Origin of the sequence: Nocardia sp. NPDC058640 (assembly GCF_042716995.1) — a bacterium.
Lineage (GTDB): Bacteria > Actinomycetota > Actinomycetes > Mycobacteriales > Mycobacteriaceae > Nocardia.
Genome location: NZ_JBHXRG010000006.1, coordinates 81,289 through 97,517, shown reverse-complemented (window position 1 = coordinate 97,517; position 16,229 = coordinate 81,289). Strand labels below are relative to the sequence as shown.

Sequence of the window (16,229 nt, the reverse complement as noted above, 5' to 3'; positions counted from 1 at the left end):
CCCCTCATCGTCTGCGGCGACCACGGCCACCGTCGTGAGTTATTTCGAGCCGACGCCTTCGCACGCAACGCCGATACTGCCGATCATGGCATATCGGCGGTGCGCCGTGCGGAGTACGAAACAGTTAGCCGCCCATGGTGTCGCGCCGGGGCAGTGTCCAACCGGGGCGCGGGAAATGGCAGGTATAGCCGTCGGGGTAGCGGATCAGGTAGTCCTGGTGTTCGGGTTCGGCATCCCAGAACGTGCTCGCCGGGGTCACCTCGGTGACGACCTTGCCCGGCCACAGCCCCGAGGCGTCCACATCGGCGATGGTGTCGAGCGCGATGCGACGTTGTTCGTCGTCGAGATAGAAGATCGCCGAGCGGTAGCTGTCGCCGAGATCGTTGCCCTGCCGGTCCTTGGTGGTCGGGTCGTGGATCTGGAACAGGAACTCGAGCAGCGCACGGTAATCGGTGACCGTCGGGTCGTATTCGATCTCCACCGCCTCGGCATGGCCGGGATGGTTGCGGTAGGTCGGATTGTCGTTGGTGCCACCGGTATAGCCCACGCGGGTGGCTAGCACGCCGGGTCGACGCCGGATCAGATCCTGCATTCCCCAGAAACATCCACCGGCCAGAATCGCTTTGCGAGTGTCGGTCACACGTCCTCCTCGTTTTGCGCTCTACGGTCGCACAGGTCGGCCACAACCCTGTCTATGGAACGCCGGTGTTCGCTCCGGAATTCCCGACAGTATCGTTGCCGCCGCAGCAGCGTTACCTCGTTCGAAATCCACGCGCACATCCAGTGTCACCGAGGAAGTAGGAGGAACACGGCCCGATGCCACGGTTGGTCATCTCACAGTGTTTGACGATCGGATTGGCAGCCACCGCTGCGATCGGCTTGGCGGTGGGCAGCGCGGGGGCGCATCCCGGCCACGACGATACGATCGCGCAGGAGGCAGCACCCTGCGAGCAGGTACGGCAGGCGCAACCCAACGACCGGGGCGTGCGAGTAGCCACCCCGACGGCCGCGGGCCAGATCGACGCGGTGTTGATCGCGCAGGCCAGCCGCAAGCCGATCGCCGGCGGCAAGATCGTGCTCACCGGTATCGATGCGTGCGGTGACAACATTCACCGCCACATGTCCACCGGCGTGAACGGCCAGGTCAGTTTCCGCGGCCTGCAGCCGGGCCGCTACCAGCTCACCGCGTATCGCCACGATTCGGCGGTCCGCGCGGTCACCTCGGCTGAAGTGGATCTGACCACGCCGACGCTGAAAACGATTCAGTTCACCGCGGACTGACCCGTGTTCGGGCCGGGCATTGCGATGCCCGGCCCGAAACCCGTTGACCCCCTGCGTAGTCGCGTCGACCGTGATAGACATCACCCCAGACTGAGATGGGGTTGTGCGCACATGGAAATGACGGCCGAACAGCGGGCAGCGCTGCGCATGATCTGCGATACATTCCTCCCCGGCGACGACGGTCTGCCCAGCGCGACCGAGGTGGGTGCGGTCGAGACGATCTTGTCGATCCTGAGCCGCAATCCGCGCGAGGCGGAGCAGAAGCAGCTGGCAATGCTGTTGGGGATGTGGGACTCTCGCGCGTTCGGCCTGCTCACCGGCAGCGGGTTCCGGCGGTTCTCGTCGTTGACGCACGGGCAGCGTGAAGCGGCACTGTTGCGTCTGGGCGATTCCGGATTGGCCCCGGCCCGCGCGATTTTCCAGGCGCTCAAGCAGGCGTCGCTGTTGTCCTACAACGTGAGTCCTGCGGCGAATCCGCTGTGGACCGCGATCGGCTATCCGGGCCCCGCCGGACGTCTGGACAGCGCACCGAAACCGCCGCTACAACCGCTCCGATACACCGAAGCGACGACCTTGGATTGCGATGTCGTAGTGGTCGGCTCGGGTGCCGGCGGTGGTTCCGCGGCCGCCGTGCTCGCCGAGGCCGGTCTCGATGTAGTGGTGCTCGAACGCGGAAACTATTACGACGACCAGGATTTCGGCGACGGTGAACTCGATGCGCTGACCCGCCTGTACTCGCCGGGCCCCGCAGCGACGGCCGAAGGCCAGCTCACCCTGGTCGCCGGTAGCTGCCTGGGCGGCGGGACCGTGGTCAACTGGAGCACGTGCCTACCCACACCCGACGCGGTCCGCGCACAGTGGGCCGACACCGGGGTGCCGCAGTTCGCCGAGGACGAGTTCGGCGACGCGCTCACCGTGGTGCAGAAGCGAATCGGGGTCACCGACCAGAAGTCCCCTCTGTCGGCGCGTGACGGCATTCTCGAACGCGGCGCCCGCGCCCTGGGCTGGGAAGTAGACACTCTGCCGCGCAACGTGACTGAAGCCTGCGATGCCGGAATTGAATGCGGCCGTTGCGGTTACGGATGCCGTCTCGGTGCGAAGCAGTCAGCAACCAAGACATGGCTCGCCGACGCGGCCGCGCACGGTGCCCGCCTGGTCATCGATGCGAATGTTCGTACCATCACGGTGAATTCCGGTCGCGCCGAATCGGTTTCGGCGCTGACCTCCGACGGAGTCGAGATCACCGTGCGCACCCGTGCGGTAGTGGTCGCCGCGGGAGCGATCCAGACACCGGCGCTACTACGCCGATCCGGCCTGGGCAACAAGAACATCGGCAAACACCTGCGACTACACCCGGCCGCAGCGGTTTTCGGCGTCTTCGAGGAACAGATCCGCCCGTGGGAGGGCGCGCTGCAAGCCCGCATCAGCCGCGAACACGCCGACCTCGACGGCAACGGCTACGGCGTCATCTACGAAACCGGCCCGATGCATCCGGGTCTGGCAACCGGCTTCATGAACTGGCGCGGCGCCGCCGAATTCCGCACCGCCATGGGCGCTTTCGCACGCACGAGTTCGATCGGCGTGATCACTCGCGATCGCGACTCGGGCATGGTGTCGGTAGACAAAACCGGCGAGCCGATCGTGAAGTACCGCCTGTCCGACTACGACGCCGACCACCTGCACACCGGCATCGTCGGCGCGGCCTCGGTGCTGGAAGCTGCAGGTGCACAACGGATCTACTCCGGCCATCAGGCAGGCGTGTCCTTCGAACCAGGCACCCGAGGCTTACTCGCACAGTTCGACGCAGCCTGCAGGGCAGCGGGTTACGGACCGGGCAGATGTTCGATGGGCGCCCTGCACATCATGGGCTCAGCCCGCATGGGCGGCACCCCAGCCCTGTCGGCGACCGACCCGGACGGCGCGACCTGGGAGGTACCCACCATCGTGGTCGCCGACGGTTCGACCTTCCCGACCGCTCCCGGCGTGAACCCGATGGTCACCATCGAGGCAATCGGCTATATGAACGCCAAACGCCTTGCAGCACGGTTGAATTAGAGCGGCCTACGGATCGCAGGTGTGGGTCGGCCAGGCGCTCGGCCCGAGCTCCATGTGCAAGATCAGCCAACCCCGCGAACCCGATGCGCCGAGAGATGGCTCAGCACAGCCTGATTCGCCTCCCACCCATCCGGAAACTTCACCGCCACACCCAGGTGCACCGGTTCAGCCGACGGATGAGCATCGAGCAACTCAGGAATACCCGCCCGACCGACCAGAATGCAAGCATGCCGATGCCGTGACGCCAGCACACACAACCGCCCCGCCTCCAGGTGAAACGCACTGGCATCCCGCCGCCCCGACAGCGGATGCAGCACCAACGTCACGTCATATTCCCGCCCCTGCAACCGATTAGCCGTATCCACGGTGACAGCCTCAGCACACGTCCCCCGCAGGGCAGTACGCACAGCATCGGCCTGATCCCGATGCGCCGTGCCGACCGCCACCCGCTCGACCGTCACCGGATGACTACCCGATTCGGAGTGCGCGGTAGCCCCCCGCTCGATCAGCCGAGCAGCGATCGCGGCGATCGCGGCCACCGCCTCCCGGTCCGTGCGCAAAGTATGCCGAGCGGGCAATTCATACCAGCCCCACCCGGATACAGCCGCTTCCTCCAACACCGCGTCGACCGACCCACCCATCCCCCGCGTGGTGAAATCCATACGCCGATCACCGAATCCGGTGCCCGACTGGAATTCGGTGAAGGGGTAGAACGCCTTCGACACCACCGGCGCCGCGGTCGCGGGCAGTCGCCACGACACCGGCAGCCGGTGGGTGGGGATGTTGTCGTTGTTGGCCAGCATCACACTGACCGCACTCATCGTCGGATCCCAGGTGAGCCCGGCCCACCGCGCGGTCTCCACGGTCGCGAACGGATCCAACTGCCCCGGATCACCCACGAACAGCCCGCGCTCGAACCGATTCGCGATGCGCAACAACATGTCCGAGCGCATCTGGTACGCCTCGTCGATGATGGCGTGCGTCCAGGTGCCGTCGGTGATAGTGGCCCATTTGGCCGCGGTGCCGATCACGATCGCACGGTCCTCGAGATCACCCGGTTGCTTGGCGACCCGGACATTGCTGTGCCGGTCGACCCGGTCGCTGACCACATAGGCGGCACTGGACAGCCGCCCGATCCGCAGCGCGGGGTCGGCGGCGGCCAGGCGGTCGATGAGGTCGTCGACCTGTTCGTTGGTCTGGGCGACGATCATCCGCTGATCGCCGTCCTCGGCCAACTGTCGGGCGGCGCGCACCACGAGCGTGGATTTGCCCGCCCCCGGCGGCGAGTCGACGACGATCGCGCGATGGGTGTCGTCGCGCAGGTCGGACAGAATTCCCGCGACGGCCTGGTCGGGTGTGGTCACTGCAGTTCTTCCCCGTCGTCGTCGGTCGGCGGTGTCCACTCCGGCGGCGGTCCGCCGTGGGTCCACGGAGTCTCTTCGCGGGCAGGCAGATTCAGCATTCCGTTGAACGGTGTCGGCTTGAACCGGGCGAACCCGAGCTCGTCGCCTTCCTCGGGCACCGTGCCCGGATCGGCGATCATCTTCCGACCCATCCCGCCGGACAGTTCGAGAACCATGCTGTCGCCGTCGATGTCGACGACGAGCCCGGTCTGCTTCGGCCGTTCGACGCACGTCAGCTCTTCACCGACCACGGCAACAAACGGATCGGTGGTGCGAATATGGATGTGCGGGCGAAGCTTTGGACGCGACCCCGTCCTGTCCACTCGTTCCGGCTCACTGTGCACGACGGTGCCCCGAAAGGCCGCCCCGCTGACCCGATGTTCGAGCATGAGCAGCGGATCATCGAAAGCGCACTGCGCCTGCAAAGCTTCCAACGCCCGTTCGCGTTCCAACAGCCTGCGCACCGCGGGCACCGCGGAATCGCGACGAGCCTGCGGAATACCCTCCAGCACGTCCGCGGCGAACCGGGAGAACGCGCCCCGATCGTCGGTCCAGCGATTCTCCACACTGGCCCCTTCGGGCAACGCATCCAACAGCTCGATCGCACGCCACGTCAGCTGCCACGTCGGTTCGAGCTGACCCCGCAGCGACCGCTCGAGCCGTTCGGCCGCAACAGATCTCGCCGAATCATCAGCGGCCGCGTTATAGGCGGCGATCAACGGCGCGAGTTCTTCGTTGTCGAATCCGGGATCACTGGCCGGACCCGCAGGCGGCGACAACAACGGATCCTCCGCCAGCGCAGCAGCTTCCGCACCGGTCAACCCCGCCGGCGGGTCGATCCACCCCAGCAGCGCCGCGAGGTTGCCGTCCTCCAACGAGGATTGACCCGACGCCCAGTGCGCCGCAAGCACCGACGTCATCGCGGGCAACACCGCCGAACCCGGATGCTCGGCCCGGTCACCGAACCAGGTGAGCCAACGCCCCAGCAGCGGAATCGATTCCGGCACAGGGTGTTCCCCGTCGACCCGATGAAACCGCACCGAACGCCCCAGCAGCTTCAGGAAATTCACGCCGCCGGGGTTCGGCGTCCACATCTGCGGGGCGTCCAGGCACCGGGTGTAGGTCTCCCCCGCTTTGGTGGTGAGCTCTTCGGTCTCCACCAGATACGACGAAAGATACGGCAGCACAACATCAGCGAGCTGTTCGATGAAACGCAACCGCAGCACCCGGTCACGCGGCTGCGCCACCGTCAACACATTCTGGTCGCCGGGCGAGCTGCCGATCATGATCGCCACCGGCGCCGCCGCCTCCCCCGCCAACCGCAACGGCACCGCGACCAGCGGCCGTTGCGCGAGGTGGATGTGCCGCATCGCCGCGGTCGCCTGCGCACGCCCCGCCCGCACCGCCTCGGCTTTGGCCAGCGCCGCCAGCACGCTCATCCGGCCATCTCCCAGCGCAGCCGGTGCGCGGTCCGCAGCATGGCGGTGATGTCGGCGTGTTCGGGTCCGGGTTCCAGTGTGCCGTCGGCCAATCCGAGCACGGTGTGCACGTTCTCGATCCCGCCCATCACGTCACACACGCCCCGCCCCAGCGCGTCCACCGAACCGCACACCCGCGCCTCGTCACGGCACGCGAACGCCAACTCGCAACTGGACATGCATTCGGGCGCATAGCGGGCCGGGATCGCCGCGATGGTCTTCTCCAGGTTCTCCCCCGGTGCGAACGTGGCCTCGGGCGGCAATTGTTCGAGCAATTCGGGAATCGCGGTGAGGCGGGTCAATTGCCGTGACACCACCGCGAGCTGTTTGCGCAGATCGACCATCGCGGCGGTCGGCCGGTTCGAGAAATCCTTCGCGCACACCAGGATCGCGTTGTGCGACACGATCTCCGGCGATTCGCCGATCTCGGTCATCAACTCGCGCAACGCGATCACGTACACCGCCGACTGTCGCGCCGCGGCGGCCACCTGTTCGGGATCGGCCTGCCCGTCGATCACCGGAAAGGCCTTGATCTCCACCACATGGAACTTGCCGTCCACCTGCACCGCGACCACATCGGGTTCGAGATAGGCGGTGGCACCGGCGATATCCAGCCGCAACATCGGATGATCGAACAGCGTCCCGTCACCGGCGGAGATCGTGCTCTTCAGCAGCTGCCTTGTGCGTTGATAGCGCACGGCATTGCCGGTGTTCTCGCCCACCGAATTCAGGTCGTGGTAGGCGACTTCGGGAATGGTCAGGCCCAGGGTGTCGCGCAATAGAGCCAACAATTCCGCGCAACCGTTCGCCTTCACCATCGCCTCGAAGGCATTGCCGCGAGTGATCGCGAACTGGGACTGACCGAATTGCGGTGGGAAACCCAGTGATTGGGCGATCACGGTCTTGTCCACCGCGGCCGCGTCGAGCAGGGCACGGCGGGCACATCCGGGATTGGCCGTCAGCGCGGCGATGGTGCGGGCGTTGTGCCTGGTCGCGGGGGTGTCACCGCGCAACTGATCCAACTGTGCTGCGAGAGTGCTCATTTCACCTCGATTCGTCGCCGATCGGCTACGCCGAGCCGAACACCGAATAGTTGTGCCGCCGGATCGGTGAGCTGATCCGCCGCCCGTCGCGCGGCGGATAGTCGCTGCCGCGCGTCTTCGTCCTCGTGCACCGCCAGCTCGCGCCGCGCGGCCTCGATCACCGTCGCCGGATCCAGCGAATCCGGGGCACTGGAGATGCCGGGAATCGACACCGCGAGCCGCCACAGTACGCGCAAACCCGACGTTTCCCGCGCAGGCTGCGCCGAAAGATGTTCCGCCAACCGAATAGCGGAAATCAACAACCCCACCCGCGGACTCAACGGCCCCACCATCCGCTTTTCCAGCGGCCACGAACTCACCGCCATCAACCCCCGCGCGGGAGCGAGCAGATCGGTGGTCAGCGCCGCGCACAGGTAGTACGGACGCGCATACGGCGCCGACCGGAACGACCGTTCCTCATCGCGTCGCAAACTGGTCAACCGAGCGGGCAGCAGTTCGCCGGAGAAGAACGCGTCATGGGTGGCCAGCACCAATTTCGGCGAGGACGGCACCGACAGCAACGTCAACGCGCGGTGCACGTGTTCGCGTACCGGCACCCCCGGCGCTTCGGCCGGTTCTTCGGGCTCCGATCCCAGAACGGCTGCGTCCCAAGCCAATTCGGCCCTGCGCAATTCCGACCGCAATTGTCGAGCCGACGCCCGATCCCCACCCGCGGCGGCGCGGCGCACCTGCGCCCGCAAACCGGAGATGCGCTCCTCCAGCTGTTCCGCCGAGTCCATCACGTCACGGAGCGTATCCACAGCTACCAGTATTGTCCAGTAATTCCCAGTAATCCCGGACCATCCGGACTCGTGATGCGAGCCCCGAGCGCGACGGAATAGCCTGGGGCAATGACAGCTGTTGCAGAACGCTCACTCGGACCGGAACTGGCGCGCACCGAAACCCTCGCCGCGGACACCGACGTGCTGGTGATCGGGTTGACGTCCTCGGAGAACGGCCCGGCCATCGTGCCCGCCGACCTGTTCGGCGATGTGCTCACCGCGCAGGTCCGCGCGGAACTGCTGGACGCGCTGGGCTCAGTCGGTGCCAAGGGCAAGCCCGAGGAACTCACCCGCGTGCCCGCGCCGTCCGCACTGGCCAACGTCGGCAGCGTGCTCGCCGTGGGCCTGGGCGCGGCCGACAAGGTCGACGCCGAACAGGTGCGCCGCAGCGCCGGTGCCGCCGCCCGCTCGCTGGCAGGCACCGAACTGGTCGCCACCACCCTGTCGGGCATCGATCTGGGTGCCGCGGCCGAAGGCTTCTACCTCGGCGCCTACACCTTCCCCACCTTCAAAGCCAAGAGCGCTCCCAAGCCCGACGAGCAGCCGGTCGTGCGTGTCGAATTGCTGGTTCCCACACCGGAATTCGGCACCCTGGAACTGCTGCGCGCACAGCTGGTGGCCGAGGCCATCGCCACCGCACGCGATTTCGTGAACACCCCGCCCAGCGCCCTGTACCCCGCCGAGTTCGCCGACCGCGCCCGCGTGCTCGCCGAGGCGGCAGGCCTCGAGGTCGAGATCCTGGACGAAAACGCGCTCGCCGCAGCCGGTTACGGCGGCATCATCGGCGTCGGCCAGGGCTCCTCGCGCCCGCCGCGGCTGATCCGCATCACCTACGCGGGCGGCCCGAAGAAGGTCGCGCTGGTCGGCAAGGGCATCACCTTCGACACCGGCGGCATCTCGATCAAGCCCGCCGCCAACATGGAGAACATGACCTCGGACATGGCCGGTGCCGCGGCGGTCATCGCGACCGTGCTGTTGGCCGCGCGCCTCGGCCTGCCGGTCACCGTCACCGCGACCGTACCGATGGCCGAGAACATGCCCTCGGCTACCGCGCAGCGCCCCGGCGACGTGCTCACCCAGTACGGCGGCACCACCGTCGAGGTCATCAACACCGACGCCGAAGGCCGCCTGATCCTGGCCGACGCCATCGTGCGCGCGGTCGAAGACGATCCCGACTACCTCATCGACGTCGCCACCCTCACCGGCGCGCAGATGGTGGCGCTGGGCACCCGCACCCCCGGCGTGATGGGCACCGAGGAATTCCGCGACCGCGTCGCCGCGACCTCGCGCGAGGTCGGCGAGAACGGGTGGGCCATGCCGCTGCCCGCCGAACTGCGCGCCGACATCAATTCCAAGGTCGCCGACCTGGCCAACGTCGCGCCGCACCGCTGGGGCGGCATGCTGTCGGCCGCGCTGTTCCTCAAGGAATTCGTGCCCGAGGGTCTGCCGTGGGCGCACATCGACGTCGCAGGTCCGGCCTACAACACCGGTGGCCCGTTCGGCTACATCGGCAAGGGCGGCACCGGCGTTCCCGTTCGCACGCTGATCACCGTGATCGAACAGATCGGCGCCGAGTAGTCAGTCGCCGAGTTCGGCTTCGCGAGCCCGCCGCGCTTCGATACGGCGGCGGGCATCGAAGTCGCGCATCCGTTGCGGATATCCGGTGCGGTTCACGTCGTAGACCGGAATCTTCAACGCGCCCGCCAACCGCCGCGCGCCCTTCTCGCCGACGATCCGACGGGTCCATTCGCCGTCGGAAGCGACCAGCACCGCTGTGACATCAGTCACAGTCGTCCGCGGTTCGATGAACGCCTCGACCCCGCGCCGCGCCCGCGCCCAGTCCGCCAGCGCGCTCACCTCCGACGCGCCCGTCCGCGCGACTGACCTGCTCGCACCGCGCCCAACGCGGAAACGATCCAGCAAACCCATCCGGCCCGACCTCCTACATTCCGGCGGAATTCTGCTCACCGCCGTACATTCCATGGTGCCAGCTTCGCCCGGATCGCCGCCCTGCGCTACACCGGCGGCGAGCGAGTGCAAGGATGGTTGCCGGAACAAGAACCAACGTTTCCCGGGTGCTCCGCCGAGACCGGCGGGGTGGACGAAAGCCGCGACCCGCGACGAATGTCCGCCGGGTACACACTGCAGAGGAGTCAGAGGACATGGCCTTCTCCGTCCAGATGCCAGCCCTTGGTGAGAGCGTCACCGAGGGAACGGTGACCAGGTGGCTGAAGCAGGAAGGGGACACGGTCGAGGTCGACGAACCGCTGCTGGAAGTCTCCACCGACAAGGTCGACACCGAGATCCCGTCGCCCACCGCGGGCGTGCTCTCCAAGATCGTCGCGCAGGAAGACGACGTCGTCGAGATCGGCGGTGAACTCGGCGTGATCAGCGATGCCGACGAAACCCCCACCGAAGCCCCCGCGCCCGCCGCGGCACCGGCCCCCGAGCCCGAGCCCGCACCGGCTCCCGCCGCCGAGCCCGCCCCGGCCGCCGCGCCCGCCGCTTCCGCGGCTTCGGGCACGCCGGTGAAGATGCCCGAGCTGGGCGAGTCCGTCACCGAAGGCACCGTCACCCGCTGGCTCAAGGCCGTGGGCGACACCGTCGCGGTCGACGAGCCGCTGCTCGAGGTGTCCACCGACAAGGTCGACACCGAGATCCCTTCGCCGGTCGCGGGCACGCTGCTCGAGATCACCGCGCAGGAAGACGATGTCGTCGATGTGGGCGGTCAGTTGGGTGTGATCGGTAGCGGTCAGCCCGCTGCCGCAGCGCCTGCTCCGGCACCCGCGCCTGCTCCGGCTCCGGCACCCGCGCCTGCTCCGGCACCCGCGCCTGCTCCGGCTCCGGCACCGGCACCCAAGCCTGCCGCCGCGGCGCCCGCTCCTGCACCCGCGCCCAAGCCCGCACCTGCTCCGGCACCGAAGGCGGCTCCGGCTGCGAAGCCCGCCGCGGCCCCGGCCTCGTCGAACGGCAGCACCCCGTACGTCACCCCGCTGGTGCGAAAACTGGCCGACGAGAACAACGTCGACCTGTCCACCCTCACCGGTTCCGGTGTCGGCGGCCGCATCCGCAAGCAGGACGTGCTCGCCGCCGCCGAAGCCAAAAAGGCGCCCGCTGCGGCACCGGCTCCGGCCGCAGCCGCAGCACCCGCGGCCCCGGCCAAGCAGTCCGCCGCCCCGAAGCTGGCCGCCCTGGTGGGCACCACGCAGAAGGCCAGCCGGATCCGGCAGATCACCGCGACCAAGACGCGCGAATCGCTGCAGTCCACCGCGCAGTTGACCCAGGTCCACGAGGCCGACGTCACCAAGATCGCGCAGTTGCGTCAGCAGGCGAAGGCGTCGTTCAAGGCGCGGGAGGGCGTGAACCTCACGTACCTGCCGTTCTTCGCCAAGGCCGTGGTCGAAGCGCTGGGTGTGCATCCGAACGTGAACGCCTCGTACAACGAGGACACCAAGGAGATCACCTACCACGCGTCGGTGCACCTGGGTATCGCGGTCGACACCGAGCAGGGTCTGCTGTCGCCGGTCATCCACAACGCCAGCGACCTGTCGCTGGCCGGCCTGGCCCGCGCGATCGCCGACATCGCCAACCGTGCGCGTACCGGCGGGCTCAAGCCCGACGAGCTGTCCGGTGGCACCTTCACCATCACCAATATCGGTAGCGAAGGCGCGTTGTTCGACACCCCGATCCTGGTTCCGCCGCAGGCGGCCATGCTCGGCACCGGCGCGATCGTGAAGCGCCCGGTGGTGGTGACCGACGAGACCGGTGGCGAGTCCATCGGCGTGCGTTCGATGGTGTACCTGCCTCTGACCTACGATCACCGTCTCATCGACGGTGCCGACGCGGGCCGGTTCGTCTCCACCATCAAGCACCGGCTGGAAGATTCGGCGTTCGAGGCCGATCTCGGCCTGTAGTCGAGGAATCGCATGAAGGTGGTCATTGCCGGTTCGTCCGGCTTGATCGGCACGGCGCTCGTCGCGGCATTGCGCCGCGACGGGCACCAGGTCTGTCGTCTGGTGCGTCGCCCCGCCGCCGCGCCCGACGAATACACGTGGGATCCCGCGCGCGCCCAGCTCGATGAGCGGGCGTTGCGCGGGGCCGACGCGGTGGTGAACCTGTGCGGCGCCGGTATCGGTGACCGTCGCTGGAACGGCGGCTACAAACAGTTGCTGCGCGACAGCCGCATCACCACCACCGATGTGTTGGCCGCCGCGGTCGCCGCCGCCGGTGTCCCTACCCTGGTCAACGGCAGCGGCGCGCACTTCTACGGCAACGACACCGGCGACGCCATCATCGACGAAACCTCCCCTGCGGGAACAGGTTTCCTGGCCACGCTGTGTCGCGACTGGGAAGCCGCCACCGAGCCCGCGGTCGAGGCGGGCGTGCGCGTGGTGCTGGTCCGCACCGCCGTGGTGCTGTCACGTAACGGTGGAATGCTCAGCAAACTGCACCCCCTGTACTGGCTGGGCCTGGGCGGACGCCTGGGCAGCGGCCGCCAGTACTTTCCGTGGATCTCCCTCGATGACGAAGTGGGCGCGATCGTTTTCGCACTCACCCACCCCGAGATCTCCGGCCCGATCAACGCCACGGGCCCCGCCCCCGTCACCAACGCGGAATTCAACCGCGCCCTCGGCCGTGCGCTGAACCGCCCGGCCCCGTTCATCGTCCCCGGCTTCGCCCTGCACGCGCTGGTCGGCGAGCTGGCGGACTCGATCATGCACGGTCCTCGCGCCATCCCCGCCGTGCTGGAAGACGCCGGTTACACGTTCGCACATCCCACTATCGGCGCCGCTCTATCGGCCGCCGTCGGCCCACAGTGAGTTCTTCATGCTGATCCGCGACGCCGACAAGGCCGACCTGCCCGCCGTCCTGACCATCCACAACACCAACATCGCCGAGTCGACAGCGCTGTGGGACACCGCCGAAGTCGACCTCGACGACCGCCTCACCTGGTTCGCCGATCGCACCGCGGCCGGGATGCCGATCCTGATCGCCGAGATCGACGGCGAGGTGGCCGGTTACGCCTCCTACGGCCAGTGGCGCCCCAAGTCCGGCTTCCGCTTCACGATGGAGAACTCGGTCTACGTGGACAGCCGCTTCCATCGCCGCGGCGTGGCCACCGCTCTGCTCACCGAATTGATCACTCGCGCAACAGATTCCGGCCGCGTCCACGTCATGATCGCCGCCATCGAAACCAGTAACAGCACGTCGATAGCTCTGCACGAACGCTTCGGTTTCACCACCGTCGGACAACTCCCCGAAGTCGGCTACAAATTCGGCCGCTGGCTGGATTTGACCCTGATGCAACGCAACTTCCCCGTCGAACCCTGACACGGGCTGAAAGGCGCGACGACCAGCTTTCACCACCATCCGCCGGTGGGCGTAACGTCGCAACGGTGAACGACACGCGCCCCACCGCGTCCGCTCGATTCGATACGACCCCGATCGTGGTCGAGGATCTCGGACTCATCGATTACCACGCCGCCTGGGACCTGCAACGGCAGACCGCCGATCAGCGCGCCGCCGCAGCAGGCGCCGACCGACTGTTCCTGCTCGAGCACCCGTCGGTCTACACCGCGGGTCGCCGCACCGAGACCGAGGACCTGCCCATCGACGGCAGCCCCGTGGTGCAGGTCGACCGCGGCGGCAAGATCACCTGGCACGGCCCCGGCCAACTGGTCGGCTACCCGATCATCCGACTGGCCGAACCCGTCGACGTCGTTCACTACGTGCGTCGCCTCGAAGAGGCACTGATCCAGGTGATCACCGGTCTCGGGATCACCTGCGGTCGTGTGGAAGGCCGCTCCGGTGTGTGGCTGCCCGCCACGAAGCTGCTGGCCGAACGCAAGATCGCCGCGATCGGTGTGCGCGTGCAACGCGGCGTCGCCCTGCACGGCATCTCCCTGAACTGCAATTCCGCCCTCGACGGCTTCCAGGCGATCGTGCCCTGCGGCATCAAAGACGCAGGCGTGACCACTCTGACCCGCGAGCTCGGCCGCGAAGTCACCGTCGCCGAACTCAAGCCGCTGGTGGCCGCCGCGATTGTTGCCGCGCTCGACGGTGAAATTCCCGTCGCACCCCATGACATTGATCGCACCACCACCCCCGCCGCCGCGCAGGCCCCGAGCGTAGAGTCGGTCCGGTGAGTTCCGTAGACGCCTCTGCCCCCGCCGGACGCAAGCTGCTTCGCATCGAGGCGCGCAACTCCGAAACCCCGATCGAACGCAAACCCAGCTGGATTCGCACCCGCGCCACCATGGGCCCCGAATACACCGAGCTCAAGAGCCTGGTGAAATCCGAAGGCCTGCACACCGTGTGCGAAGAAGCGGGCTGCCCCAACATCTTCGAATGCTGGGAAGACCGCGAAGCCACGTTCCTGATCGGCGGTGAGCAGTGCACCCGCCGCTGCGATTTCTGCCAGATCGACACCGGCAAACCCGCCGCGCTGGACCGCGACGAGCCCCGCCGCGTCGCCGAGAGCGTCCAGTCGATGGGCCTGCGCTACTCCACCATCACCGGCGTCGCCCGCGACGACCTCGACGACGGCGGCGCCTGGCTCTACGCCGAAACCGTGCGCGCCATCAAGGCGATCAACCCCGCCACCGGCGTCGAACTGCTCATCCCCGACTTCAACGCCGACCCCGCCCAACTCGCCGAGGTCTTCTCCTCGCGCCCCGAGGTGCTGGCGCACAACCTGGAAACGGTCCCGCGCATCTTCAAGCGCATCCGCCCCGCCTTCCGCTACGAACGCTCCCTCGCAGTCATCACCGCCGCCCGCGAAGCAGGCCTGGTCACCAAGTCCAACCTCATCCTCGGCATGGGCGAAACCCCCGAAGAGGTCACCGAGGCCATGCGCGACCTGCACGAAGCAGGCTGCGACATCCTCACCATCACCCAATACCTGCGCCCGTCGCCCCGCCACCACCCCGTAGACCGCTGGGTCAAACCCCAAGAATTCGTCGACCACTCCAAGGTCGCCGAAGACCTCGGCTTCGCCGGCGTCATGGCAGGCCCCCTGGTCCGCTCCTCCTACCGAGCGGGCCGCCTCTACGCCCAAGCCATGACCCACCACGGCCGCGAAATCCCGGAAACCATGTCGCACTTGGCCAAGGAAGGCACAGCCTCCCAGGAAGCCAGCTCGGTCCTGGCCCGCTTCGGCAGCTGACTTAGAATAAGGGTCCCCTCACCCCCTCGGAAGGACCCATGTCGAAGTTCGAGAACGTCTCCGTGAACAAGAAGGCCAACGTCTACTTCGACGGCAAGTGCGTCAGCTACAGCCTCGAGTTGCCCGATGGCGCCTCGGTGTCGGTCGGCGTGATCCAGCCGTCGTCGCTGCGCTTCACCACCGGCGCACCGGAGATCATGGAACTGGTCGCGGGCCAGGCGAACGTGACCCTGGCAGGCGAGACCGAGGCCGTCACCTACCGTGCCGGTGAGTCGTTCAAGGTGCCCGGCGACAGCGCCTTCGACATCGAGGTCGTCGAGACGATGCACTACGTCTGCTACTACGGCTGACGAAACCGAGCCGGGGCGACCACATCGGTCGCCCCGCTCAGCACTACTTCACTTGGAACTCGTCCTTGTACAGCCGGTTCGGCCGCGGGGCGGTGGCCTCGCTCAATTCCACCTGAAAGTCGCTGTCGCGCTTGGTCCGTGGCCGGTAGCTACCACCGAAGGTGATCATCACCGACCCGCCGACACTGTTCACTCCGCGTGCCGAACTGGTCTCCCGACCCGCGTTGAACACAGTGGCCACATCGCGCCCGTCGTTGCCGACCGCGATCGTGCCGTCGTTGAAGAACTGGACGAAGGTGCCGTTGTCCGCGCCCACGGTCGCGGCGATCGTGTGACCCTTTTCCGGGTCGAGCTCGAACTCCGCATCACACTGCTGCCGCCGATCCACCGGCCCCGGCGACCCGAGCGTGCGCCCGATCCCGAGCAGCACGGTCTCGCCGAGGGCGTTGTGCCGCTCGCGACCTTCTTCGGTCCATAAATGGCTGGTCGACCAAACCTTCACGCGCCCGTCATCGAAAAGCGACACCCGGTCGTCGGTGCCGTTGCTGATCAGATATTTCGCACTGTTGGGGGCCATACCCCCATCTTCCTCGCTTTCGCGGACCACGGTTACCGGTTCGCGGCCAAACTTCG

16 protein-coding genes are annotated in these 16,229 nt (G+C 67.4%); 9 read left to right on the top strand and 7 right to left on the bottom strand.

What is annotated here, in order from left to right; all coding sequences use genetic code 11:
• Nucleotides 1-124: 124 nt before the first annotated feature.
• Complete coding sequence (gene msrA, locus ACFWU5_RS10920; RefSeq protein ID WP_379266985.1) at nucleotides 125-640, bottom strand: peptide-methionine (S)-S-oxide reductase MsrA; 516 nt, start codon at nucleotides 638-640, stop codon at nucleotides 125-127.
• A gap of 176 nt (nucleotides 641-816) precedes the next feature.
• Here msrA and ACFWU5_RS10915 point away from each other — a divergent pair, with 176 nt between their 5' ends.
• Nucleotides 817-1,281, top strand: coding sequence for a carboxypeptidase-like regulatory domain-containing protein (locus ACFWU5_RS10915; protein WP_379266984.1), 465 nt, complete (start codon nucleotides 817-819; stop codon nucleotides 1,279-1,281).
• Nucleotides 1,282-1,392: 111 nt separating this feature from the next.
• Nucleotides 1,393-3,336 (top strand): GMC family oxidoreductase N-terminal domain-containing protein, encoded by a 1,944-nt coding sequence (locus tag ACFWU5_RS10910; protein ID WP_379266983.1) that lies wholly within the window; start codon nucleotides 1,393-1,395, stop codon nucleotides 3,334-3,336.
• Between the two features lie 62 nt (nucleotides 3,337-3,398).
• Here ACFWU5_RS10910 and ACFWU5_RS10905 read toward each other — a convergent pair whose 3' ends face one another.
• Genes ACFWU5_RS10905 through ACFWU5_RS10890 form a run of 4 tightly spaced genes read right to left on the bottom strand, consistent with a single transcriptional unit; the run spans nucleotide 3,399 to nucleotide 8,060 of the window.
• Nucleotides 3,399-4,700: an AAA domain-containing protein gene (locus ACFWU5_RS10905; protein WP_379244081.1), complete on the bottom strand. Its 1,302-nt coding sequence runs from the start codon at nucleotides 4,698-4,700 to the stop codon at nucleotides 3,399-3,401.
• Entirely contained in the window at nucleotides 4,697-6,178 is a 1,482-nt protein-coding gene (locus tag ACFWU5_RS10900; protein ID WP_379266982.1) for a hypothetical protein, read from the bottom strand. Before ACFWU5_RS10900 ends, ACFWU5_RS10905 begins: the two co-directional genes overlap by 4 nt.
• The gene (locus tag ACFWU5_RS10895; RefSeq protein WP_379244077.1) at nucleotides 6,175-7,260 is read right to left on the bottom strand and encodes a hypothetical protein; all 1,086 of its coding nucleotides are present in this window, start codon (nucleotides 7,258-7,260) and stop codon (nucleotides 6,175-6,177) included. Before ACFWU5_RS10895 ends, ACFWU5_RS10900 begins: the two co-directional genes overlap by 4 nt.
• Nucleotides 7,257-8,060 carry a hypothetical protein gene (locus ACFWU5_RS10890; protein ID WP_379266981.1) on the bottom strand — a complete coding sequence of 268 codons (804 nt, stop codon included), beginning with the start codon at nucleotides 8,058-8,060 and terminating at the stop codon, nucleotides 7,257-7,259. Before ACFWU5_RS10890 ends, ACFWU5_RS10895 begins: the two co-directional genes overlap by 4 nt.
• Before the next feature lie 90 nt (nucleotides 8,061-8,150).
• On the opposite strand from ACFWU5_RS10890, the gene ACFWU5_RS10885 reads away from it, so the two are divergent.
• The gene (locus ACFWU5_RS10885; protein ID WP_379266980.1) at nucleotides 8,151-9,659 is read left to right on the top strand and encodes a leucyl aminopeptidase; all 1,509 of its coding nucleotides are present in this window, start codon (nucleotides 8,151-8,153) and stop codon (nucleotides 9,657-9,659) included.
• Here the strand turns inward: ACFWU5_RS10885 and ACFWU5_RS10880 are convergent, their stop codons facing one another.
• A complete protein-coding gene (locus ACFWU5_RS10880; protein WP_379266979.1) occupies nucleotides 9,660-10,010 on the bottom strand; it encodes an oxidoreductase in 351 nt (116 codons plus the stop codon).
• 233 nt (nucleotides 10,011-10,243) lie between these two features.
• On the opposite strand from ACFWU5_RS10880, the gene sucB reads away from it, so the two are divergent.
• From sucB to ACFWU5_RS10850, 6 genes are all read left to right on the top strand, one after another.
• A complete protein-coding gene (gene sucB / locus ACFWU5_RS10875; RefSeq protein WP_379266978.1) occupies nucleotides 10,244-11,995 on the top strand; it encodes a 2-oxoglutarate dehydrogenase, E2 component, dihydrolipoamide succinyltransferase in 1,752 nt (583 codons plus the stop codon).
• Between the two features lie 12 nt (nucleotides 11,996-12,007).
• Complete coding sequence (locus ACFWU5_RS10870; RefSeq protein WP_379266977.1) at nucleotides 12,008-12,901, top strand: TIGR01777 family oxidoreductase; 894 nt, start codon at nucleotides 12,008-12,010, stop codon at nucleotides 12,899-12,901.
• A 7-nt stretch (nucleotides 12,902-12,908) separates the two neighbouring features.
• Entirely contained in the window at nucleotides 12,909-13,412 is a 504-nt protein-coding gene (locus ACFWU5_RS10865) for a GNAT family N-acetyltransferase (protein ID WP_379266976.1), read from the top strand.
• Between the two features lie 65 nt (nucleotides 13,413-13,477).
• Nucleotides 13,478-14,227, top strand: a complete 750-nt coding sequence (gene lipB, locus ACFWU5_RS10860) for a lipoyl(octanoyl) transferase LipB (protein WP_379266975.1) — start codon at nucleotides 13,478-13,480, stop codon at nucleotides 14,225-14,227.
• Nucleotides 14,224-15,246 (top strand): lipoyl synthase, encoded by a 1,023-nt coding sequence (gene lipA / locus ACFWU5_RS10855; RefSeq protein ID WP_379266974.1) that lies wholly within the window; start codon nucleotides 14,224-14,226, stop codon nucleotides 15,244-15,246. Before lipB ends, lipA begins: the two co-directional genes overlap by 4 nt.
• A gap of 38 nt (nucleotides 15,247-15,284) precedes the next feature.
• Nucleotides 15,285-15,596, top strand: coding sequence for a pyrimidine/purine nucleoside phosphorylase (locus ACFWU5_RS10850; protein ID WP_379244057.1), 312 nt, complete (start codon nucleotides 15,285-15,287; stop codon nucleotides 15,594-15,596).
• Between the two features lie 43 nt (nucleotides 15,597-15,639).
• On the opposite strand, the gene ACFWU5_RS10845 is transcribed toward ACFWU5_RS10850, so the two are convergent.
• The gene (locus ACFWU5_RS10845; RefSeq protein ID WP_379244055.1) at nucleotides 15,640-16,173 is read right to left on the bottom strand and encodes a hypothetical protein; all 534 of its coding nucleotides are present in this window, start codon (nucleotides 16,171-16,173) and stop codon (nucleotides 15,640-15,642) included.
• Nucleotides 16,174-16,229: the final 56 nt, after the last annotated feature.